General features: G+C 57.1%; 20 protein-coding genes and 1 pseudogene. 3 read left to right on the forward strand and 18 right to left on the reverse strand.

What is annotated here, in order from left to right; translation table 11 throughout:
- Window positions 1-54 precede the first annotated feature (54 nt).
- Window positions 55-171, forward strand: a pseudogene (locus JZM60_RS00365) (DNA/RNA nuclease SfsA); the annotation flags it as partial.
- Between the two features lie 78 nt (window positions 172-249).
- On the opposite strand, the gene JZM60_RS00370 reads toward JZM60_RS00365, so the two are convergent.
- The 8 genes from JZM60_RS00370 to JZM60_RS00405 form a co-directional block, all read right to left on the reverse strand.
- The gene (locus JZM60_RS00370) at window positions 250-696 is read right to left on the reverse strand and encodes a hypothetical protein (RefSeq protein WP_207163578.1); all 447 of its coding nucleotides are present in this window, start codon (window positions 694-696) and stop codon (window positions 250-252) included.
- A 111-nt stretch (window positions 697-807) separates the two neighbouring features.
- Window positions 808-2,544 (reverse strand): hypothetical protein, encoded by a 1,737-nt coding sequence (locus JZM60_RS00375; RefSeq protein WP_207163579.1) that lies wholly within the window; start codon window positions 2,542-2,544, stop codon window positions 808-810.
- 29 nt (window positions 2,545-2,573) lie between these two features.
- On the reverse strand, window positions 2,574-3,260 hold the full coding sequence (locus JZM60_RS00380) for a cytochrome C (protein ID WP_207163580.1): 687 nt from the start codon (window positions 3,258-3,260) through the stop codon (window positions 2,574-2,576).
- Between the two features lie 14 nt (window positions 3,261-3,274).
- A complete protein-coding gene (locus JZM60_RS00385) occupies window positions 3,275-4,486 on the reverse strand; it encodes a hypothetical protein (RefSeq protein ID WP_207163581.1) in 1,212 nt (403 codons plus the stop codon).
- A gap of 113 nt (window positions 4,487-4,599) precedes the next feature.
- Window positions 4,600-5,232, reverse strand: a complete 633-nt coding sequence (locus JZM60_RS00390; RefSeq protein ID WP_241426313.1) for a TetR/AcrR family transcriptional regulator — start codon at window positions 5,230-5,232, stop codon at window positions 4,600-4,602.
- A gap of 489 nt (window positions 5,233-5,721) precedes the next feature.
- Window positions 5,722-6,168 carry a surface-adhesin E family protein gene (locus tag JZM60_RS00395; protein ID WP_207163583.1) on the reverse strand — a complete coding sequence of 149 codons (447 nt, stop codon included), beginning with the start codon at window positions 6,166-6,168 and terminating at the stop codon, window positions 5,722-5,724.
- Window positions 6,169-6,239: 71 nt separating this feature from the next.
- Window positions 6,240-6,566, reverse strand: coding sequence for a c-type cytochrome (locus JZM60_RS00400; protein ID WP_207163584.1), 327 nt, complete (start codon window positions 6,564-6,566; stop codon window positions 6,240-6,242).
- A gap of 256 nt (window positions 6,567-6,822) precedes the next feature.
- A complete protein-coding gene (locus JZM60_RS00405; RefSeq protein ID WP_207163585.1) occupies window positions 6,823-8,298 on the reverse strand; it encodes an AAA family ATPase in 1,476 nt (491 codons plus the stop codon).
- Window positions 8,299-8,505: 207 nt separating this feature from the next.
- On the opposite strand from JZM60_RS00405, the gene JZM60_RS00410 reads away from it, so the two are divergent.
- Window positions 8,506-9,570 carry a hypothetical protein gene (locus tag JZM60_RS00410; protein WP_207163586.1) on the forward strand — a complete coding sequence of 355 codons (1,065 nt, stop codon included), beginning with the start codon at window positions 8,506-8,508 and terminating at the stop codon, window positions 9,568-9,570.
- Here JZM60_RS00410 and JZM60_RS00415 read toward each other — a convergent pair.
- From JZM60_RS00415 to JZM60_RS00460, 10 genes are all read right to left on the reverse strand, one after another.
- Complete coding sequence (locus JZM60_RS00415) at window positions 9,567-12,788, reverse strand: PAS domain S-box protein (RefSeq protein ID WP_207163587.1); 3,222 nt, start codon at window positions 12,786-12,788, stop codon at window positions 9,567-9,569. The genes JZM60_RS00410 and JZM60_RS00415 overlap by 4 nt on opposite strands.
- A complete protein-coding gene (locus JZM60_RS00420) occupies window positions 12,785-13,216 on the reverse strand; it encodes a type 2 periplasmic-binding domain-containing protein (RefSeq protein ID WP_207163588.1) in 432 nt (143 codons plus the stop codon). The genes JZM60_RS00415 and JZM60_RS00420 overlap by 4 nt, the downstream gene beginning before the upstream one ends.
- A 21-nt stretch (window positions 13,217-13,237) precedes the next feature.
- Window positions 13,238-14,476, reverse strand: coding sequence for a porin family protein (locus tag JZM60_RS00425; protein ID WP_241426314.1), 1,239 nt, complete (start codon window positions 14,474-14,476; stop codon window positions 13,238-13,240).
- Window positions 14,464-15,822: a diguanylate cyclase domain-containing protein gene (locus JZM60_RS00430; protein ID WP_207163589.1), complete on the reverse strand. Its 1,359-nt coding sequence runs from the start codon at window positions 15,820-15,822 to the stop codon at window positions 14,464-14,466. The genes JZM60_RS00425 and JZM60_RS00430 overlap by 13 nt, the downstream gene beginning before the upstream one ends.
- Window positions 15,823-16,120: 298 nt before the next feature.
- Window positions 16,121-18,028, reverse strand: a complete 1,908-nt coding sequence (speA, locus tag JZM60_RS00435) for an arginine decarboxylase (protein WP_207163590.1) — start codon at window positions 18,026-18,028, stop codon at window positions 16,121-16,123.
- A gap of 160 nt (window positions 18,029-18,188) precedes the next feature.
- Window positions 18,189-19,343, reverse strand: a complete 1,155-nt coding sequence (gene nspC, locus JZM60_RS00440; RefSeq protein ID WP_207165377.1) for a carboxynorspermidine decarboxylase — start codon at window positions 19,341-19,343, stop codon at window positions 18,189-18,191.
- Window positions 19,340-19,687, reverse strand: coding sequence for a HepT-like ribonuclease domain-containing protein (locus tag JZM60_RS00445; protein WP_207163591.1), 348 nt, complete (start codon window positions 19,685-19,687; stop codon window positions 19,340-19,342). Before JZM60_RS00445 ends, nspC begins: the two co-directional genes overlap by 4 nt.
- Window positions 19,684-19,980, reverse strand: a complete 297-nt coding sequence (locus JZM60_RS00450) for a nucleotidyltransferase family protein (RefSeq protein WP_207163592.1) — start codon at window positions 19,978-19,980, stop codon at window positions 19,684-19,686. The genes JZM60_RS00445 and JZM60_RS00450 overlap by 4 nt, the downstream gene beginning before the upstream one ends.
- A 24-nt stretch (window positions 19,981-20,004) precedes the next feature.
- Entirely contained in the window at window positions 20,005-21,198 is a 1,194-nt protein-coding gene (locus JZM60_RS00455; RefSeq protein WP_207163593.1) for a saccharopine dehydrogenase family protein, read from the reverse strand.
- A gap of 242 nt (window positions 21,199-21,440) precedes the next feature.
- Complete coding sequence (locus JZM60_RS00460; protein ID WP_207163594.1) at window positions 21,441-21,986, reverse strand: helix-turn-helix domain-containing protein; 546 nt, start codon at window positions 21,984-21,986, stop codon at window positions 21,441-21,443.
- Between the two features lie 289 nt (window positions 21,987-22,275).
- Between JZM60_RS00460 and proC the strand changes: the two genes are divergently transcribed.
- Complete coding sequence (gene proC, locus JZM60_RS00465; protein ID WP_207163595.1) at window positions 22,276-23,088, forward strand: pyrroline-5-carboxylate reductase; 813 nt, start codon at window positions 22,276-22,278, stop codon at window positions 23,086-23,088.
- Window positions 23,089-23,231: the final 143 nt, after the last annotated feature.

The raw sequence follows: 23,231 nt of genomic DNA on the forward strand, positions 1-23,231 counted from the left end.
TATTCGGAGTATAGTACGAATTTTAGATGGCGCAAGCGTAATATGAGGAAAAACGAATACGGACGACTATTGCGGCTGGCCGTGGCAAGCGGCGTGGAGGCCCTGGCCTACCGGGCGCTGGTAACGCCGGAGGAGATCCGGCTCACTGAACGGCTGCCGGTTTTTTTGTAGAAGAGTATTGCCTTGAATCGTTGAGGAACCGGAAAGGCGCTCCATCACCCAAGGTTAGAGCGCCTCTCCGGTCCGGGGTTATTTATTGTGTCCTTTTCCCTTACCCTTCCCCTGCCCTTTACCCTTTTCCCCATGGGCGGGTTTACCGGTCAGAGAGAAATCGCCCCGCTTGAGGGCGTGGAATTCGGCCGAGCCGGGCTTGATGCCGAGGCTTTTTGCCATCACGCCCCATCCCTTGCCCTGATTAGCCTGATAGGTCTGGAGGACTCTCTCGTAGGGCTGATGGGACATCTGCCCCAGTTGGTAGATCATAAAGGCATCGGCAGGCTCCCGGACTGTCCCCAGCGTTGCCGTTACCTGGGCGCCGGGCACGCCGAACTGGGCACTCAGCCGGCCGGCAAATCCGGTCAGGTCGGCACGGGCCTGCACGTTGAGGTTGCTGAGAAAGCCGTCAAGACCGCCGGCGGCCAAGGCTGCGGTACAGGTGAACGTCAGTGCGAGCAGATACAGAACGATTTTTTTCATGGAAGTCCTCCGTGGTGGGTTCAGCCTGTCAAAGGCCAGTACTATCCTACCATAAAAAAAGCCCCCGACGAGGCGGGGGCTTTTATGGCATTTACAATCTAACGCCGCAGGCTATGGACGCTCAGGCGTACTCCAAGCGCCGTTAGTACGGTTAAAGCCGTTCAGATAAAGCATGCTTTCCGTTGTACCTGGGGCGACATCGCCAACGGTAGCACTGGTAGTATAGGCTTTTGCGCCTTTGCCATAGAGCGTGGAGTTCTTGGCAATGGCAGTGGCGCTTACAGACCAGTTCATCACACCATCATCGAGGAAGTCAATGGTGTCATAGACGAGCCTGCGTGTATAGGTGCGGGCATGGACATAGGCAGCAGGCTCACGCTTCAGGAGGTTAATATTGAAGCATGCACCGAGGAGTTTCTTCGGATTGGCGACAGTCCCGCTACGGGTCCAGTCTTTGAGGGCGGTCTTGCCGGTCGAATCCAGGGTCAGATCGTAGAAGTAAGGATAGGCCGCCGAATTGTAACCAACACCATACTTGGTTTGCAGGATGTTCAAAGCTAGATTCAGTGCATTTTCGAAAACTTCCGCCTGCGGATCAATAAATGCCGTCTTGAAATTGCTCGCGGTCAGCGTGGTAGTTCCCTCAGCATCATGGCACTTGACGCAGACGCGGTTGAAGGCATCCCCATTAATTGCCAGGGAGTGTCCGCCTTTCATGTGGCAGGTGACGCAGGGGCCGCCAGCGTCGAGCCCATCCGCGGCAGTGATGCCGTGGTCGCCGATGATCGCCGAAGTTCCCAGCTTCCGGTGGGTACTGCTAACAGCGCCGCCATCATCAGTCGAAGTAAGGGATTTGCCATAGGTGCTGGTTCCGAGTACTGCACTGGCAGAGGTGAAGCCGGTGAAGCCTGCCTTCACGTACATTGTGCCAGCGGCAGCCATATAGTGGGAGTTGAAGGCAGAGAAGTTGGTATTTTTAAGATCAGCAGTTGTGGTTTCCACAGAAGTACCACCGGTCAGCCCCGCGTGGCAGGGGATGCAGAGTTGGGTATCGCCGATGACGGTCCCGGCTGGGAAGCTGTTCGATGCACCAAGCGACGGGGTGTAGGGGGTCACGAAAGCAGCCTGAGGGGTGATACGCTTCCAGCTGTAATCGGTATGGCAGCCTTTACAGCCAAGGGCCTCACGGCCGGTGGTGTACTTGCCGAAGATGGCGGAAGTTCCAGCAACAAGCTGACCTTGTGTTCCGGTCATATAGTAGCGGAAGCCACCCGCAGTATGGCAGCGTTGGCATGCATCGCGGGATGAACTCCGCCACGGGTAATGCATCCATGGTTCCTTGGTGACGTCACCATGTCCGGACGCTGCCCATTGCTGGTTAACGGCAAGAAGCGTGGTAGTGTCGTGAGGGTTGTGACATACCCGGCAGGAGTTGGCGTCATACGGGGTCACATAGGCAGCCTTGGTGGCATCGTAAGTGGCGCCGCCAACGAAGTGTGCGTTATAGGTCCTCATGCTGGTGGCGGTGTGGCAGTTGAGGCAGACAACATCCCCCGGGATATTGGCAAGCGCGCCACCTGACGGGTGGCCGTTGGTTGTATGGCAATCGGGACAACTGGCGCCGTTCCGGGTATTGTGAGCAGAAGCTTTCCACTCCTCAGCGATAATGGCGCCGGTAACCGGTGATCTGTAGATAGTGTTGTCGTGACAGCCGATACAAGCAGCAGATGCCTGGTAGCTGGCGCTCTGTTGATCGATATTGCTCTCACGGTTGTCGCTTCCGCAGCCGTACATTGCAAACATGGCCGCTGCTCCCAGCAACAGGGTCAGACTTTTAGACAACTTCATGTGGCGTACCTCCTTGTTGTGGTGTGAGTCTAGAGCTTGTGGCACTTCCGGCAAGACCGGTCGCTCCGTTCAATAATGTTGTCACCCTTGAATTTTCTCGGGTGCGGGTTGATGCCCGTCCCACCCTTGCCGACAGTACCGTGACATTTTACGCACTCGTCACCATCGGGATGACAGGCCTGGCATGATTGGAGGTTCCTGCGTGCTTCACTCGCATGTTCACTGTTCCAGATGTAGCTTTTGGTGTTGCCGCTTCTCAAGTGCGACTTGATCCGCATGGACCCTTTCGGGAACCGGGCGTGGCACTCGTTGCAGTAGGAAGGCTCGTGGCAGCGATTGCAGCTCTGCGGGTTATCCAGCGCCTTGTTCGGGTGGATGCTGATAAAGTTGCTGCGATGGCTTTTCGGAACGTAGTCGCGATTGTAGTTGCGGGTTGCAAGATCCCGCTCGATGCCGCCGCCGGAATGGCAATCCAGGCACCATGACTGAGTGTGGCACTGGGCGCAGTTGTTGCCCGCCTTGCTGGCAAGCACCCGGTGATTGCGGAGCCAGTCACTGTCGTGATTGGGTGCGACCCCTTCGCCTTTGTGACAGCTGTTACAATCTGCAATGGGGGTCGAGGCGTATTCTTTGTGGGCCATTTTTTCAGCAAGGGCCATCTGCACAAAGAAGATCGATACGGTAACAAGCAGCAGTGCTATGAACCATTTCTTCACAGATTACCCCCTTTCTAAAAGTCGTAATCGAAAACGAAGCGCCCCTGGGTGTCGCTGTGGTATTGCTCGTTGACGTTGTTCTCCACGCGAAGTGACGCGGCCATGTTCTTGGCAAGGCGATATTTGCCGCCAAGCCAGTAGACGCGGGCAATCTCGTTGTTTGCCATCCCATCGCGCTGATAAACATCATAAGCCAGACCGCCGGAAACCTGCAGGGCCTTGGTTACATCGTAGAAGGCATCAAGAACGAAACCATTGTTGCTGCCGTTGTAACCCTGGTTGTTGTCAAACTCGAAGTTAATCTGGAGCGGTTCGATGGGGCTGAGGCCACAACCTATTTCATAGATGTGCCCCTTCTCCCCTTCTTCGAAGTACTGTGCCGTGTATCCGCCATGTACGGCAATCATGTCGTTGATTGTGTAATCGGCCCGGAATACGGCTTCCTGATAACGATCCACCGAAAATACGGAATAGATGGATGTTGTATCGAAGGTGGGATAGCTCTGGTACCATTCGCCGGTCAGCACAAGGTTCGACATAGGGTAGTATTTAACCCCTGCCAGAACCTCGTTGAAAGTTTCGGTAACCAGATCGAACCTTGTGTTGCCATAGAGACGAAGGCTGTTAAACAGGTACTGCTTGAAACTGGCTCCCAGGATGTCGCGAGAGATGTCCCACCGGTCCCACTTGCGGAACCAGCTTAACTCGAGGTCGGTCGATTTGAACCCCTGCAAGTAAGCGGCTGCCCCGAAAGCATAGTCACCACTCTGGCTGGCTTCATCATCAAGGCCGAAAATGACGTCACGGCCACCGAATACCGAGAATGCCACTGGTCCAACATTCTTGAGGTCAATCTGTCCACCGTCGATGATCGCGGTGCCGGCGGCCGAATTCACAAACTGGCGACCCAGCCGGAAGTCGACCTTGTCGTAGAGGTCGCGGTACTCGCCGTACAGGTAATAGAGCCTGCTGTTGAATCCTTCGCCGTTGTTCAGGTCCTGAGTAATCCTGCCGTAGCCTTGGATCGAGGCTTTTCCCTCTTTATCAAGGTTAGTGACGGAAAAGCGTAAGTACTCACCAAGCTCCACCTGTCGCTGATCATTGTAGTAATTGTTGAACCAGGATAGCTGGGTCGAGCTTCTGCCGTGAATTTCGGCAGCGAAGCCGCTCGTTGAACTGAGTACTCCGGCCAGCAGGAGCAGGCGGGTAAACCCTTTGATTCCCATTAATTGGACCTCCTTTCTCAAAAAATCAGCAACTTCATCCATTTGCGAACATCCGGATTTTCCTCTCACCTCCTTTGCACCGGTGTTCACCTTTCAATCCCATGTGTAGTTGTTCAAACGTTTCCGTCAGCAAAAGACCAAGGGCGTGCCAGAATCCCGTGGATAAACAGGGTTACAAATTCTTTTACAGCTTTGTTGCGGTCTGTTGCCCGGTGGTGCTTGCGCCCCAGCAGTTCCTCCATATTGAAAAAGCAGTAAAACATGCTGTGAAAAACCCGCGCCGCCATCTCCGGATCAAAGTCCCGCAATTCGCCCCGCTTCTGGAGCTCGCGGAAGTAGGAGGCAAAAAAATCGAATATCTCATCGAGAAACGAGTGGAATATGCCCATCAATTTGTCGGGCGAGTGCAACACCTCGGCATGCATGATCCTGATCCAGTCTTTCAGCTGAATCAGCGTATCGAGAAGCAGGTCTGCCATCCTGTTCAATGCTTCCTCGTAGGGCAGCTCCAACGCCTTGGGCAGCAGTGATTTGAGGCCTGGAAGGGCGGAGTAATGGGAGATAACGGCCTCAAAAAGCTTCTCCTTGGACGCAAAATGCCTGAAAAGAGTGACCTCAGCCACTCCAGCCTGGCGGGCAATTTCCCGGGTCGTGGCCCCGGCATACCCCTTCGTCGAGAAGAGCCCTATGGCTGTATCCAGTATCCGTTCACGGGTAACGGAACAGCTGCCTACGGTTCTATCCATTTTGGCATTCGCCATGGCCATATTCCCCGTTCGCCAACAGGGTGTTAGCACTTACTTACATTTGTAGACAAAAAAATGAACCGTTCGCCGGCACTAAACTTCCTCATCAAGCAAGAAAAGCGCCACCTATCCATTGCAGCAAATTAAAAAATCAGAGACCAAACAAAAAAATGTTGATTAATTAACCAAATACCAAATTACCTAATCATCCCAAGCAAAGAAACTAATCGAATGTATTCAATTATATCGGCCACATACGGCACTTCTTCCATGCATACATTTTCTATTGCAGTGCTGTCTGCAACGCGCATGCATAGACAAATTGAGTCAGGATAAAGATTGATCCCATCAAATATGCAACTAAATATATAATATAATTAAAAAAGGAATTTTGACATCAATACAATGCAAAGTGACGAAAATTGACAACCGGATTTGTCAAATAACAAAGACGGCTTACCCTAAAGCAAAACATGCACTAATCTTTGCCTAAGGCTGGTCACAAACAGCTTCGCGAAGCAGGCTCATCCGCGTTTCGCCCTCGAGCTCCGTCCAAGGGGTCTTGCCGGCTAGAGAATACTCCTTGATAATTTCGCCATTTCCTTTGCGGTGGATTACTTTTTCCAAGCGGCTCATACCTTCAGAGCAATTAATGGTATAGAGGAAGTCTGTGGAGGTAAGATCTTTGAACTCAGGGGGGTTACCGATGGTATCGAGGGCATCGGCCTTTCCTTCGTCGGTATATACGACTCTGGTCCAGACAGTGACGAGACCTTCTTCTGCTTCGGCAACAGAGGTTGAATCGTAGGAATAGGTTGAAGCAGCGGGATTATCGTCAATGATCTCCCACGAGTTGTCGGCAGCTAACGACGGGATGGACACGGCCATCATAACAGTCGAAATCGCCAGTGTTCTGATATGCCTCTTGATTGTCATGCCGCAATTCTCTCCGCCGGAAAACTCTGCCACCTCCCGCCGGTAATAGCAGGAGGCGGAATTACCTCGGGTTACTTGAATGTCTTGAGGATATATTCGGCTATCAGCTTCGCATCCTTGTCTGGAACTGCCTTAACGTCGAATTTCGTCATCCCTGGGCCGGGATTTCTCATGACTTTGACGATCCCCTTCCAATCGCTGATTCCACTGGCCTTTAGGGTCTCTTTACCTATGGTCTTGGCGGGATTTATGATATTGCCACCATCGGCATGACATGCCATGCAGTGTTGCCTGAAAAGGTCTTCGCCTTTTTTCGAATCCTTCCCGCCGGCAGCGAAGGCAAGCCCTGCGAGGGCGGTAACCGCAAAAACGGTCAGAGTCCCAGATATTGTTTTCATAAAAATCCCTTTCTTTTTCTTGGCCTTACCTTGAACAGAAGCATTAGGGACAAGAATAGAGGCAACTGCGCCATTGTCAAGCAGGAGCCGTTATTTCCGCAGAGCAGAGATGCCGCCGACACCGCGACAGAACCAGGCACTAGGGGCCGGGAAAGGTTAAACAGCAAGAAACGAAAGTGAAGAACCGAGTCAGAAGACGCTTTTGGTTCGTTTTATGGGTTTTCCGTCCCCTGCCCCGGATCTCTGGTTCCCGCTTTTACGCCGGCACCGCCCGTTTGAAGGCCCATGCCTCGATTTTCTTGATCTGCTCCGCCATGGTGACAGACAGGGGAACCGTGCGACTGACGGCGGCCATGAGGTCCTGCTGAGTCATGGAGCGCCCTTCGGCCTGGGCTTCAAATACGGCAGAAAGGACCGCCTGTTCGATCTCAGTCCCGGAAAAACCCTTGGTGGAACCGGCCAGGAGCGGCACGTCGAAGGTTTCCGGGGCAACTCTCCGTCGGGCGAGGTGGATGCGGAATATCTCCTCGCGTGCCTTCGCATCGGGGAGCCCGATGTAGAAGATTTCGTCGAAACGCCCCTTGCGGATGATCTCGGCCGGCAACATCTCGATGGCATTAGCAGTGGCGGCCACGAAGACCGGCGCCCGCTTTTCCTGCATCCAGGTAAGAAAGGAACCGAGAATGCGCGACGCCGCCCCCCCCTCTGCCTTGAACCCCTGGGTGGAAATGCCCGATTCAATCTCGTCGATCCAGAGGACGCACGGCGCCATCGCCTCGGCAGTCCTGAACGCCTTTCGGAGGCTCGATTCCGGAGACCCGAAGGTGCCGTCGTAAACCGATGCCATATCGAGGCGGATAAGGGGAAGCCGCCACGTGGCGGCAATGGCCTTCACAAAGAGCGATTTACCGCACCCTGCAATCCCCATCATCAGCACTCCCTTGGGAAGGTTCTCCCCCGAGGAAATCCCTTCAAGACTGAAGGCCTGCTCTCGCCGGGCCAGCCACTGTTTCAGGTTCTCCATCCCCCCCACCTGGCCGGGGGTCACGTCATTCACCACATACTCCATAATGCCGCTCGTACGGATGCTGGCCTGTTTGGTTTCAAACATGGCCCTGACAAACCCGTCGCCCCCCGTTTCACCGGAAGCGCGCGCCGTTCTCATTCCCCGCTCCAGATCCGTGAAGTCGAGCCCCTGAGCCGCCACAACCAGATCATCCATAAGGCCTGGCCGCTCCCGGCACGCCTTGGCAAGGTGGACATCCCGCGCCGCGGCCTGGGCGAAGAATGCCCTGATCTCATCCATGGACGGAAGCCCCTGGTGGAGGACTACGAACTCCTCCCGGAGTGTCGGGGGCAGCCCTTCATCCTGGCCGATGACGATAATAGCCTTTGCTTTGCCGCACAGGGCAAACTCCTTGAGAGCGCGAATTAGGTAGGGATTGTCGCCCCAGAACCAGGGAAAATCCTTAAAGAGAAACAGCAGCGGTCCCTCTTGCGCAACAGCATAATCCAGGGACGCCACCGGATCGGTAATCCCCTCCACAACCTCTCCATTGCGGCTGAATCCGCCAGTGCAGGTCCACACGTACGGTGCCCCCACTCCCCGCAGCCTCCCCGCCGCCTGGGAGACAATCTGCTCGGTGTGCCGTTCGTTGCCGGTTTTCACATAAATCATGGTGGCACCGGCGCCGATTAGCCGCACGAGCCCCGTTACGGTCAGATTTTCCACAAATCCCCCTTCTTCCGCCCCCTGACGCGAACTCTTCAGGACAAACAGTTTACCCCACAAATACCACTTGCGCCGGCAATCACAAAGATAACTTTTCCCTTCATTTTTTACGGGATACGCCGATACGGTACATAAGCAGGGATGTGCCCAGGGACATGGGAAGGCATTCCGGATATTTTTCCGGAACAGCGACGAAAGGAGTCGGCAATGAGGATCGCGGGATCGGACATCACCTTGGCAAGCCAGCATGTATCGGTGGAGCGGTACGAACGGAAGGAGTCCCTTAAGCTCTGGATCGGGGATCAGCGGCCCGATTTCGAGGGGAAGGGGATCATCGACACCGTCACCCTCTCGAACCGGGGCCGCGCCGACGAGGCCCACGCCCGCAACGAGCTTCGCGACGAAGCAGAAGGGACAGAAAAGACGGAAGGGCTCGGCCCCAGAGACGAAGAAAGCCTCGAACCACGCCTGGAACTCCTCAAGACCCTTATCGAAAAGATGACCGGCAAGAAGATACGGGTGTACAGCCTGAAGGACGGCCAGTGCGCCGACCCCCTCCCCGAGGAATGCAGCAAGGCTAAGGAAACGCCACAGGAGAACCGGCGGGCCGGTTGGGGGATGGAATACGACTTCTACGAATCCCGCTACGAATTCGAGAGCACCGGCTTTGAGGCCACTGGAGTGATAAAGACCGCTGACGGCATGGAAATCGCCTTCGACCTTGGACTCATCATGGAGCGGGAGCAGTTCAGCGAAACGAGCGTAAGCCTGAGGGCCGGCGATGCGGTGAAGAAAGACCCCCTGGTCATAAACTTCAACGGAACCGCAGCGGAACTCACCGACCTGCGCTTCAGTTTCGACATCGACGCCGACGGAACCACCGACCAGATCGCAACCCTCGGCGGCGGAAGCGGCTACCTTGCCCTGGATCGCAACGGCGACGGCGTCATCAACGACGGCAGCGAACTCTTCGGCCCCACCACCGGCGAAGGTTTCGCCGAACTGGCCGCCTTCGACGAAGACGGCAACGGCTGGATCGACGAGGGGGACGCCGTATTCTCCCGGCTCGCCACCTGGTCGGGGGGGAGCGACGGCACGCTCACGAGCCTCAAGGATTCAGGAGTCGGCGCCATCAGCCTGGGCAACGTTGCTACTCCCTTCGACCTGAAGGGGGCGGACAACGCCCTGCTTGGGTCGGTCAGAACTACCGGCATCTATGTGAAGGAGAACGGTGTCGTGGGCACGGTGCAGCAGATCGACCTGGCCGTTTAAAGAGGCAACATGCCGGCGGCAGGGGAGCATGCAGGAATTCCCTGTCTCTCACAGACCAAGCCGCAGTTCGGGGACTGCTTCGCGGAGGGCAGGGCAAAGCTGAAGGTGCTTCCTGCGCCTATCTCGGACTCGCACCAGATGCGGCCTCCGAGCCGACGCACGAGGGTTTTCACACAGGCGAGCCCCATCCCCTCCCCCGGCACGTCCTGCCTGCCGGCCCGGCGGAATAGCTCGAACACCCGCGGTATGTCCTCGGCCCTGATCCCGCGCCCATTATCCCTGACATGAAAGAGGCATTCCTCGCCCGACTCTTCCGACCAGACGTGCAGACGACCCTCCCTACCGGCCTCCAGGTACTTGAGGGCATTGTCCAGAAGATTCCCCATTATTTGCTCCATGGCAAGCCGGTCCGCGGTGATGACGGGAAGAGTCCCGATCTCGACCATTGCCCGGCTTGTTTCTATCTGATGTGCCAGCGAATTGAGGATTGAGCGGACGATTGCGCCCATGTCAACCAACTCCGCATGAAGCTCCCTGCGGCCCAGCCGCGACTGGTTGAGGATGGCAGTAATGAGCGTGTCCATACGCTGGGAAGATGAATTGATAAAACCAACGGCCTCGTCGATATCCTGCTCGAAGATCCGCTGGATCCGCTCGCGGGATGCCAGATCGATGGTCGGGGCAAGCGCGGCGACGATACCCTTGAGTTCGTCCACAGCCGCAGACAGCTCATGGGAGAACCCCTTGATGCTTACCAGCGGCGCCCGCAGGTCGTGGGATACAATATAGGCGAAATCTTTCAAGTCCTCGTTGATCTGCTCCAGCTCGGTCGCATACTTGCGGAGCGTGTCCTCATGCTGCCTGCGCTCCGTGATGTCCCGGAAAATTCCCCGCGAGGCCTTCGGATTGCCGTCGACGATATTGCAGTTAATGCTTCCTTCAACGAGAATGGAGCGCCCATCCTTGGCCACAAAACGGGTCTCTACACCTTCGAGGCTCTCACCTTCCATGATCCGGCGGAATTCGCACATGCAATGCGCCAGGCTCTCAGGGTGGATTATCCGGTCAATGGTCATCCCTTTCACTTCCTGCTCGCTGTAGCCGAGCGTTTCCCGCCAGGCCCGATTCACGTAAAGGATCTCCCCCGATGGCGATACGCTCTGGATCAGATCTGTGGCGTTTTCAAAGAGATCCTTGTAGCGAGCCTCGCTCTCGCGCAGTGCTTCGTCCGCCCTCATCCGTTCAAGCTCGGCCCCGGCCCTCACGGCGAATATCCGCAAAAGGAAACGATGGCTCTCATCGTCGCCCATGGGTTTGTCATCCATCACCGCAAGGTGGCCGACGGTATTGCCGCGGGAATCTAGCAGCGGCACCCCAAGGAAACTCTCTACGCACATTCGGTTCAGGATCTCCGCACCAGGGTAGATGGAGCCGAAGTTGCCGGCATGAAACAGAACATCTCCGTCATTGGTTACCCGCCCACAAGGAGTGCCCTCCAAGGGCATCTCCAGGTTGGCGCAATAGCCATTGCCGGTCCAGAACGCCAGGGTGCGGATCCGCCGGGGAGAGTCCCCCATGATGCGCGTTACCGAGGCAAACCGGGTCCCGAGAGCTGACGAAAGCCTCCTGACCAGGGAGCGGAAGAATTCCTCTCCGGTGACCGACGCCGTTCCTTCGGTGAGATAACGGAGCATCTCTTCGGCCCACTTGCGCTCGGAAATGTCGATGAAGCTTTCAATTAGAAGCTTCTTACCCAGATAGTTGACCGGAACCGCCGATTTCAGGATCGGGATGGAAGTTCCATCGTACCGGAGCAACTGCCGCTCCGAATTATCTATCTCCTCGCGCAGATCCGTTATGGGGCAGGCCCCCTGGGCAGCCACGCAGACGAACTTGTGGCAGACCCGGTCCACCACGAGCCCTTTGGGGGCACCGATCATGGCCAGCGCAAAGGAGTTGGCATCAACGATCGTATGGGTTTCGGGGTCGATGACGAGTATCCCCGCGTGGATGGAATCCAGAATGTTCTTGAGGTGCTGCTCGCTCTCCCGCAGGGTCTGCTCTGCCCTTTTCCTCTCACTGATGTCCACCGCCACGAAGACTGTCCCCTGGAAAGAACCGTCCGGATTGAACATCGGCGACAAGGAGAGAAGTACTGGAATCCGATGCCCGTCCCTGCTTTGGAAGGTGAACTCGACGGGAGACATGCCGATGGATGCCACGAACTCCTTGAGGCCCTGCGTACGCAAGCACTCCTTGTCCCGTTCCCGGGCGAACAGAAAACCGACCTGCCCGCCGAGCAACTGCTCTTCATCGTAGCCGAGCATGGCCAATGCGGCCCGGTTCACCCGGTGGATGGAGGCTTCGGTGTCGACCACCACCAGGAAGTCGCTCATGCTGTCTATGATATTGTCTACGTAGTCGCGGGAAACCGTGGTTTCCCGGAACCCCTCCACCATGGCCCTGAACGAGGCCTTGAGGGAACCTATTTCATCGCTGTCATCGGAAGGGGAGAGCGTGGAAAGGTCCAGGGTTCCCCGGGCAAAAGAAGTCACCATGCCCCGCAACTCATCGAGGGGGCGAATAAGGAGACGGTTGGCCACGAAGGTTATGGCCGGCACCGCCAGCAGCACCACCGTACCGAAAAGCACAAAGAGATAGAGTGATGTGTCCCTGGCAAGTTCGCGGTTGCGCTGGATCTCGTACTCCACAGAGGAGATATAGCCACGCGCGACCCTCTCGAAATCCACGAGGATTGAACGCCCGTCTGCGCCGAGACGAGCTATCTCGACGTTCAGCAAAGCGTCCGCCCCCCCCACCGCCCGAGGATAAAGGGCGGATGCCTCCCGGAAATAAGCCTCGTAATGGGATTTTAGCCCATGGACATCGCCATAGCGATGGTCGGCATGCTCCCGGCTGAGTTCCACCATCCAGGCAAGGTCCGTTACAATCTCCCGGCCCGTCTCGTTGGCCCTTAGGGCATAATCACGCTCTCCTGTAACGAATGCATCCTCGTAAAGCCTTAGTTGCTTCCGGTAGCGATTCAGAACTTCGCCTCCCTTGAGAGCCAGCGGAAAATCAACCCGGCGCAGGTGGTCGAGGTTCTGGGAAAAGTGGAAGTTCGAGTAGTAACTGGAAAGGGTCGCAACCAGGTAACCCACAAAAGCCACGAGAACACAGAGCCATACCTTAGTGCGAATGCTGCGGGGAAGCTTCATTTGCGGACCTCGAGGGCTCTGACCGAAGTATCCAGGGCATCGGGCGAAATATAACCAACCGCATCCCGATTAGAGGCCACGAACGACTTCACTTCGGAATCACCCCTGAGAGAGCGCGGAGGGATAGCCGTTCCGGTAAAAAGGGCCTTCTTCCAGTAGGTGGCATACTGCAGGGGCGAACGGCCCAGCAGTTCCCTGACAAAGGCGGCATGAATCCTTTTCCCCTCCTGGAGAACAATGGTGACGGAATGGCCGCCTGGCCAGACGGTCTTTTTCCCTAAGAAAATGAGGTTTGCTTCTTGCTCGGTGATGGAATTAACCGGATTGTTCCGGTTGACAACGAGGACATAGCCTGCCGCACGCTCCGCCGCCGGAACGGCAGCGGCCAACAAGAGGAGAACCAGGGTGATGTGCAGACAATGCTTCATCGCATATACCGCCCTTTGGGGCTAGAAATTGTACGAGACCTTAACAACACCGTAACCCCAGCGCCGCTTAATGTTCTGTAGACTGTTATAAAGCTCTAGGTAGAGTGCGGCACCGTCCACCTCATGCCATTCGGCCTTGACGGTCCACGACGGGGTGAGGTCGAAACGGACGCCGGCACCGAAATCTTTGCGCCATGCTAAATAATCCGGCTTCCCCTGGCGGGTGAAGTATGTGCCGTCGTGGTCGTGCTTGTCGCTGTAGAAGAGATCATAGAGCAGCGAAAGGCTCACCTGCTCGTTGAAGGCCCAGGTCCCCATCACGTACCACTCCTGGGTCCGGCCATCCACGGTGCGAGTGCCGAAAAGCTTCTGCTCGCGGTCGGTTTCGGCATACTCGCCAGCCAGGGTAAGGGGCCCGTTCACATACTCAAGGGAATAGACATACTTGCCGCGAATGGCCAGGTCTCCCGAAGGGAGCGCCCCGTTATTGAGGATCAGCTCGTGACGCCCCCGCTGCCAGGAAACGGCCCCCCTCAAGCCGTCGATGGAGGTATTGAAGATGACCTGGGCGCCTACAACATATTTGTTGTCCATGTCTAGGTCGGTGACGGTTCCTAAATTCTTGCGGGAAGCAATGTTCTGGGCGCTCATCCTGGTGACGCGTGCGATGGTGGAATCGTCGGGGAAATCGAACCAGCCCCGGAAGAACTGGTAGTCGAAGTCGCCGAGGATGCCGGCGGGGACGTTGCCGTAGACCCCGCCACCGATGCAGGCTATGAGCATGTCCCGCCTGGTTTCGTCGTAGATGCTCTGGGGTAGAAATACCATGGGACGGAGAAAATCCGAGTCACGCTCCTCGTTGTAGAACCCCATGGGACGTTTGATTTTGCCGATCCGCAGGCCGAGCAGATCATGGAAGCGGTAGTCAGCCAGCGCCCAGTCCAGCCGTACTTCGTTATTGCCCACGGTGCCATAATCGCGGGACAGGAACTGGGCCCCCAGATGAAACTTGTCGGTGAGGCGGGAGGTAAGGGTGAGGCCGAACTCGTTTAGTTGGAAGGTCCCATTGCGGGAAGCTGTCAGATAGTTGTTGCCGGTACTGTCCAGGTACCCCTGGGAGGCAAATCCGTGGATGGCAAGCTTGTCGCCAAGCAGATCAATGGCGCGGGCATCCCCCACGGCCATGACAGCAACGACCAAAAACACAACGGCAAAAATCCTGAGGAAAGCCATCTTCCGACGAATGCCTAGCAAGAACATGCACCAAACCCCTGCCCGGGCTCGTAAGCCGACCCCCCGAAGAAATCCCCCCCCGCAAAGCTGAAACGGTTTCTGCCGAACCGCTTTGCCCCATACATGGCAGCATCTGCTTGCTTGAGAAGGCTCTCCGCGCTGGCTGCATCTTCTGGGAATATACTTATGCCGATACTTGCTCCGACAGTGAATTCTCCGCCCGGCAATGCAACAGGAACACTCAATGATTGAAGAATCTTTTCCGCCACCACTGCGGCGTCGCTTGCACCGGCAATCCGTGAGAGGATAACGGTGAACTCATCCCCGCCCATGCGCGCAACGGAATCTACCTTGCGCAGGCATTCTTCGATCCTCCGCGCCACTTCCCTCAACAATGCGTCGCCCGCGTCGTGGCCGAACGTGTCATTCACTCCCTTGAAGTGGTCAAGGTCTATAAACAATAGTGCCGCGCCATGGCGGCCACGCTCTGCCTGATGAAGGGTCATGGCGAGACGGTCAAAGAAAAGCACCCGGTTGGCAAGGCCCGTAAGAGAATCGTGGTGAGCCAGAAACTCAAGTCGCCTATTGGCTAATTTCTTTTCCGTTATATCACGGATAATAACTTGAAGAGCTTCCTTCCCATCGTGAGAGAACGGAACCGCTGCAATCTCGACGTCAATGGTTCGGCCATCGCCAATGGCCAGCCGTGTCTCCAACCAGGGCGCAGCTTCCGCCCTTGACGCCCCGGTTACGGACGGGTCCCGAATCAAGCCGAGATAATCTGGAGATACAAAATCCCTTACTTGCCTTCCTGTCACTGCTGCCGGATCGACCGCACCGAGAAGCCGGGCGCCAGCCTCATTAATGAAGGCAATCCTATCGCCCACGTGGATAGCTATGCCATCCGGCGACAATTCCACCAGACGGCGGTAACGTTCCTCCCGCTCACGGATTATCTCCATCATCCGCTTTTTTTCCCGGAGCAGATCCTGGCGGGTCAAAACCTGCTCGATCACGATGGGGAGAAGTTCGATGTACCCCATCTCCAGATCCTTCACCAGATAATCCGCCGCCCCCTTTTTGAGTGCCTCAACCGCAACTTTCTCGCTGCCGTTGCCGGTAACCATAATGACTGGAATCTCGCTCCCCCTTGCCACAAGGGTATCAATCACCTCAAGGCCGTCACAGGCCGGCATCTCGTAGTCGACCAGGATCAACTCATAGGAAGATCCTTCAAGCATCGCCAGTCCCGCCAATCCGTCTGCCGCTATATCAACCGCATATTCTTTGCGCTGGAGGCTTTTCTGGAGGAGACGGGCAAGGGCAGGATTATCCTCCATGTACAATATCCGGATCGGGCGTGATTCGGCCATCGCTCACCTCTTTCTGGCGTTTAGTTTCCATGCATCGAAATATATCTATTTTGCAAAATTCGGACCCATTAATTCAGCGGCGCTAACCATACTCCCCGGCAACAGGCACTGCCCGGCCAGGCATCCGGAAAAAGCGTTCAAAACCAAGGTGGAGAAAAAACGATGATGTCAGAAGAGGAAAAAACGGACTGTGCGGCAAAAAACACGACCACCAAGGGCCGGACTTTTGCCGCACATTGTCATGGGGATGTAGAATTAGCGGACTTTCGGTGGGGCATAGAACTACAACATCAGGGCGTCACTCCCCCAGGTAGGTGTACCCGAGGAGCGTCCGGTCCAGCAGTTCCAGGAAGTGGCTGCTCTCTTCAATGGAGACTTTCCGCAGGGCCACGTCCTTCTCCATGGTGTCCCGTACGTGCTTCAGAATCTCCGGCCCCTTGTACTGGACATATTTCAGGCTCTCCCAGGTGGCGTCGCCGTTGATGACCGTGTCGATCTTGTAGCCGGTCTTCTTGTTGAAGGTGACATGCACCGCGTTGGTATCGCCGAAGAGGTTGTGCATGTCCCCCAGGATCTCCTGGTAGGCGCCGATGAGGAAGAAACCCACGAAGTAGTCCTCGTCCTTGCGGATCTTGTGGAGGGGCAGGTACTTGGTCCGGCCGTTCTCGCCAACGAAGCTGGTGATCTCGCCGTCGGAGTCGCAGGTTATGTCGGCGATGGAGGCCATGACGTCGGGCTTCTGGTTGAGGCGCTGAATCGGCACGATGGGGAAGAGCTGGTCGATGGCCCAGGAGTCGGGGATCGACTGGAACAGCGAGAAATTGGCAAAATAGGTCTGCCGCAGGCTCAGCTGGAAGTTCTGGAGCTCTTCGGGAATCGGCTTGATTTTCTCCACGATGCCGTTGATCTTGCGCAGGATCTTGGCGTGAAGCCACTCGGCCATGGCCCGTTCGTTGAGGGTCAGGTACCCCAGGTTGAAGAGGCTCACCGCCTCCTGGATAAGCTGGACTGTGTCGTGGTAGTCCTCCCGCAGGGAGTAGCGGTCGATGCTCTTGTAGATATCCACCAGCTTCTTGACCGTGGGGGCCAGCTTTTCGGCGCCGTTAAGCTCCTCCTCAAAATCGGGCATGAGATTCTGGGTGTTGGTGTTGAGAAGGTTCGTCACCAGCACCGAGTAGTGGGCCGCCGTGGCCCGCCCCGACTCGGAGATGATGTTGGGACATTCGACGCCGGCGTCCTCGCAGATGTTTTTTATCTGGTAGATGACGTCGTTGGCGTACTCCTCGATGGAGTAGTTGACGCTGGAGAAGTAGCTGGACTTGGAGCCGTCGTAGTCGACCCCGAGGCCGCCGCCGATATCCACGTACTCGATGCCGACTCCCAGTTTCCGCATCTCGGCGTAGACCCGGGTCCCCTCGATGAGAGCGCTCTTTATTTTATCGATCTTGGTGATCTGGCTCCCGATATGAAAATGGATCAGCTTCACACTGTCGAGGAGTTCGTTCTGCTCAAGAAGCCCGATGGCGGCGATGATCTCCGACATCCGGAGACCGAACTTGGCGTCCTCGCCGCCGGAAGTGGCCCACTTGCCGGTCCCCTTGGAGGAGAGCTTCACCCGGATGCCGAGCTTGGGCTTGATGCCGGTCTTTTTCGACAGGGCGATAATCTTCTCCAGTTCGAACATCTTTTCCACGACGATGGTGATGTCGTAGCCGATCTTGGTGGCGTAGAGGACCGTCTCGATGTACTCGGTATCCTTGTAGCCGTTGCAGATGATGGGGATACCGTTCCCCGTGGCGAAGGAGATACCGATCACCAGCTCCGGTTTGGAACCCACCTCAAGGCCGATGTTGTAGCGCTTGCCGAACTTGGCGATAGCCTCAACCACCTGCCGCTGCTGGTTCACCTTGATGGGGTAGAAAGTCTGGTAAGTGGACGGATAGTCGTTCTCATCGATGGCGTACTTGAATGCCCGATTGATGGCCGCGATCCGCCCCTGGAGGACATCCATGAACCGAAGGAGAATCGGTGGCTTGATCTTGCGCTTGATTAGGTCGTCCACCAGTGCCCGCAAGTCGATGGAATGCTTCGACGTTGGGGACGGGTGGACGCAGACGTTCCCCTTCTTGTTGATGGAGAAGAGATCAGCGCCCCAGTTGGGGAGGTTGTAAATTTTTGCGGATTCATTGATGGACCAGCGTTCCATATGCTCTCCCGGCGATGCCATATTCGCGCGCTAACAACGTCGGCTCGTCGTCCAACTCCTCGACGTAGCGCTGCTACGCCTGCGGGCCGGACTCCTCTCCGCCGCCGTTATCATCACAAATCTGACATCGCTGCAATGACAGTGGTTTTTGAAATGACGATCAGGAAAGCCTGACCTTGAAATCCTCGTACCCAAATCTGCGCACCACCCGCAGTTCCCCCGTTTCCGGCTCAAAGGTGCAGATGGCCGGATGCTGGATGCCGTTGAAGGTGGTGGTCTTCACCATGGTGTAGTGGGACATGTCCTCGAAGACGAGCCGGTCCCCTGGCTGCAGGGGCTGCTCGAAGGACCAGTCGCCGATGACGTCCCCGGCCAGGCACGACGGCCCGGCAAGCCGGTAAGTGTGGGCCTTCTCGCCGGGGTCGAAGCCGCCGGTAATGCCGGGACGGTAGGGCATCTCCAGCACGTCGGGCATGTGGCAGGTGGCGGAGACGTCGAGGATGGCGATATCCATCTCATTGCGCACCACGTCCAGTACCTCCCCCACGAGGATGCCGGTGCCGATGGCAATGGCCTCCCCCGGCTCCAGGTAGACCTCGACGCCGTACTTACCCTTGAAGTATTTGATCAACTCCACCAGGGCGTCGATGTCGTACCCCTCGCGGGTGATGTGGTGCCCGCCGCCGAGGTTCAGCCACTTCATGCCGTGGAGGAACGGGCCGAACTTCTCCTCGAACACCTTCGCGGTCCGCTCCAGGGGCTCGAAGAGCTGCTCGCAGAGGGTGTGGAAGTGGAGCCCTTCGACCCCCTCCAGGGACCGGCCGTCGAACTCCCGCCGGGGGATGCCGAGCCTCGACTTGGGAGCACAGGGATCGTAGATGGGGGTATGCCCCTCGGAGTGCTCCGGGTTAACACGGAGCCCCACCGACACCCTCCCACGCTCCTTCTCCCACAGGGGGCGGAACCGGTCAAGCTGGTTGAAGGAGTTGAAGACCAGGTGGTTGGAGACGGCAAGCAACTCCACCACGTCGCTCTCCTTGAAGGCGGCGGCAAAGCTGTGCACCTCCCGGCCGAACTCCTCGCGGCCGAGCCGCGCCTCCCACGGCGAGCTGGCGCAGACCCCTTGCAGCGTCTCCCGGATGATGGGGAAAACGCTCCACATGGCAAACGCCTTCAGGGCCATGAGTATCTTCGCCCCACTGCGCCGCTGCACCTCATCCAGAATGGCGAGGTTGTGGCGCAGCCGCCCCAGGTCCACCACGTAGGCGGGGGACGGGGCAAGCTTCAGGATTTTTTCGATGTCGATACCGGTCAGAACGCTCTCTCCTCTACGGTAATTCCGGCCAGACTATCGATGAGCAGCGGCACGTCGTCTGCGACGGAACGCCAGACCGTTGCCAGATCAACGCCGAAATACTGATGGATCAGCTTGTCGCGGAAGCCCGCGAGATCTTTCCACGGGATAGTATCATTGCGCTCACGGAACCCGGCCGACAGGTTCTTGGTGGCCTCGCCCACCACCTCAAACTGCCGGATTACGGCATCCTGTACCATTCGAGTCGTCCGGAAGCTCTCGAAATCCATCCCCCGCGTGTATTCGACAATCTGCCGAAGGGCATCGAGGATGTGTGCAAGATAGACAGCATCGTCGCGAATCATTGGTAAATCACCTTGAGTTCCCGTTTGATGCGCTCTATGAGGTACGGGCTGATGGCTCCCTCGGTCAGCAGGTCAATCTTTACACCGACCAGTTCAGACAGTTCCCGTTCAAGACGGATCATGCCGAGGAGGCTTTTCGGGTCCGAAAACCAGACGATCAGATCGAGGTCACTGTCCGGCCGCGCCTCCCCCCGTGCATAGGAACCGAATACTCCAACCCGCTTTGCCCCATGCCGGGCCATGAAACTGATAATCGCGTCATCGAATGGCGTAACGGGTTCACGCTCTGCCATGACTTCACCTCAATCTACTTTTCTTTACAGCTCGGGCCACTCGCCTTCGACTACCACCTCCGGCAGCCCCATGGGGCCGAGGACCTCCAGGAACAGCTCCGGATCGAACTGCTCCATGTTCCAGACGCCGGGGGCGTGCCACTTGCCGGTGAGCATCATGATCCCCCCGACCACCGCCGGCACGCCGGTGGTGTAGCTGATGGCCTGGGACTGAACCTCCCTGTAGCAGGCTTCGTGGTCGCAGATGTTGTAGATGTAGACCTGCTTCCGCTTCCCGTCCTTGAGCCCCCGGGCGATGACGCCGATGCAGGTCTTCCCCTTGGTGAGGGGGCCAAGGGAGCCGGGGTCGGGAAGGAGCGCCTTCAGGAACTGGATCGGGACTATCTTTTGCCCCTGGAACTCCACCTCATCGATGCGGGTCATCCCAACGTTCTGGAGCACCTCAAGGTGCTTCAGGTAGTTGTCGGAGAAGGTCATCCAGAACTGGGCCTTCTTGATGGTCGGGATGTGCTTGACGATGGACTCCATCTCCTCGTGATAGAGGCGATAGATGTTCATGGGGCCGATCCCCTCGGGGAAATCGAAAACCCGCTTGGTGGAAAGCGCCGGAGATTCCTGGAACGCGCCGTGCTCCCAGTGGCGGCAGGTGGCGGTCACCTCCCGGATGTTGATCTCCGGATTGAAGTTGGTGGCAAAGGGCTGGCCGTGGGAACCGGCGTTGGCGTCGATGATGTCGATCTCTTCCACCACGTCCAGGTACTTCTTGGCGGCCAGGGCGGTGTAGACGTTGGTGACGCCCGGATCGAAGCCGGAACCGAGGAGCGCCATGAGTCCCGCTTTCTTGAAGCGGTCCTGGTAGGCCCACTGCCAGCTGTACTCGAACTTGGCGGTATCCAGGGGCTCGTAGTTGGCGGTGTCGAGATAGTCCACACCCGTTTCGAGACAAGCATCCATGATGGTCAGGTCCTGGTACGGCAGGGCCACGTTGATGACCAGCTTCGGCTGCTCCTTCTTGATTAGCGCCACCAGCTCGGGGACGTTATCGGCATCCACCTGGGCAGTATTGATGCTGTTATTGAGCTGGGCGGCAATGGCGTCGCATTTGGACTTGGTCCGGGAGGCGAGGGTGATCTCGCTGAATATATCCCTGCGCTGGGCGCACTTGTGGGCAACCACCTGGCCGACGCCGCCGGCTCCTATTATAAGTACCTTGCTCATGACTCCTCCTGGGCGACGCCATATTCGCGCGCTAACGACGTCCGCTCGTCAAGAGGCTCCTCGGCGTAGCGCTGCTACGCCTGCGGGCCTCTCTCCTCTCACCCGCCGTTATCATCACGAATCTGACGCCGCTTGAACTAATGATATGGGCTAAAATCCGTGTAACAATTCTTGAGAACGCAATATTTTCGCCAAATCGGGACTCCCGAGGACGGCGCCGAGATGGCGAAAGAGCGCATTCGTTAATAATCGAAAGTCGGAGGGGTTACGACCCAAAGAATTTTCGCCGGCCCCTTGCCGATGTTCTTCACCGTATGCCGCTTGTCGGAGGTGAAGTAAAAGCACTCATCCTTCTTCACCGTGTAGATCTTGTCATCCAGCCGGAGCTGAACTCTCCCCAACAGAACGAAGCCGAACTCCTCCCCTTCGTGGAAATTCTGCTCGTCCATCTCCTCCCCCGGGGCCAGGGTTACCAGGGCCGGGTCCATCTCACGGTTCTGGGCGCCGGGGACGAGAAGCTCCACCGTGACGGCCGCGTCGGCTGCCGAGGGCTGCACCCGGGCATCCTTGCCGTAGACCACGTCCTCGCCGATGGGGTCGCTGAAGAATTCCTGCATGCTGACGCCGAAGACGTCGAGGATATCCTTCAGGGTGGCGATGGAGGGGGAAGTGGCATCATTCTCCAGCTGGGAGATGTACCCCTTGGTCAGGTCAGCCCGATTGGCCAGCTCCTCCTGGGTAAGGGAGTTGATCATCCTGAGCCGCTTCAACCGCTCGCCGATCTTCACTTTCTATTCTCCTGGTCCGGAAACCCTAAACATTATATCCATATACGCTGTTTAGCATTTCTAAACTTTCTGTCAAGCAGCTGGTTTAGCATTTGTAAACTTTTAGTTTAAACCCAAATGCACAAGGCGTGGTATATAATATAAAGAAACAGGCGAGTCAACGGTTTTTTAGCCATTGTGACCGCTTCCACAAAACCGCATTCCCCCGGACATCTGGAGCGGTCGTCGGCTTGACATTTGCGGCTGGATGCCGTAGGAGGGAATATACTTTTTTCAGGGAGGGACAGGAATGCTGAAAGGGCGCACAATCGGGTTCATCGGCGGCGGCAATATGGCTGAGGCGGTCATCAAGGGACTTCTGGCAGGCGGAGTGCCGGCAGGGGGGCTCATGGTGGCGGAACCGATGGCTGAACGGCGGGAATTCCTGCGCAGCACCTACGGCATAGGCACATATGCCGCCAACGGCGAGGTTGCCGCCAAGGCCGACACCCTGATCATGTCCGTAAAGCCCCAGGTGTTCCGGGGCATGGCAGCGGAACTCGGCGAGTCGGGCCTTGAAGGCAAGCTGGTCATCTCGATCATGGCAGGCATCCCGACCGGTGCCATTGAAGAGGCCTGCGGCACATCAACACGTGTTATCAGGGTTATGCCGAACACTCCGGCACTGGTACTGGCGGGAGCCTCGGCCCTCTGCCCGGGGAAGAACGCCACCGACAACGATCTGGCTCTCGCGCGGGAGATATTCGATCTCGTGGGAACAGCCTGCCTCGTGGACGAAAAACTCATGGACGCCGTAACCGGCCTCTCCGGAAGCGGCCCGGCCTACGTCTTCATGTTCATTGAAGCCCTCTCCGACGCCGGGGTCAAAAACGGCCTTCCCCGCGATGTCGCGACGCAACTGGCGGCCCAGACGGTCTTGGGGTCCGCGAAGCTCCTTCTGGAAACCGGCAGCCATGCGGCGGTCCTCAAGGAGAAGGTCACATCCCCCGGCGGCACCACCATAGCCGGGGTAGCGGCCCTTGAGCGGGACTCCTTCCGCAGCGCCGTCATTGCCGCCGTTGACGCGGCCACCGCCCGCTCAGTGGAGTTGGGGAAGAAGTAAAAAACTGACAGCACTTAACCACGGAGGACTCAGAGGGGCACGGAGGACACCTCAAGAAGTAAAGCAATTACCAACACATCCTGCATTCAAAAAGCGAATTAAATAGCAGGAATCCGGTATTACTCTGTGCCCTCTGTGCCCTC

The organism is Geobacter benzoatilyticus (assembly GCF_017338855.1).
Lineage (GTDB): Bacteria > Desulfobacterota > Desulfuromonadia > Geobacterales > Geobacteraceae > Geobacter > Geobacter benzoatilyticus.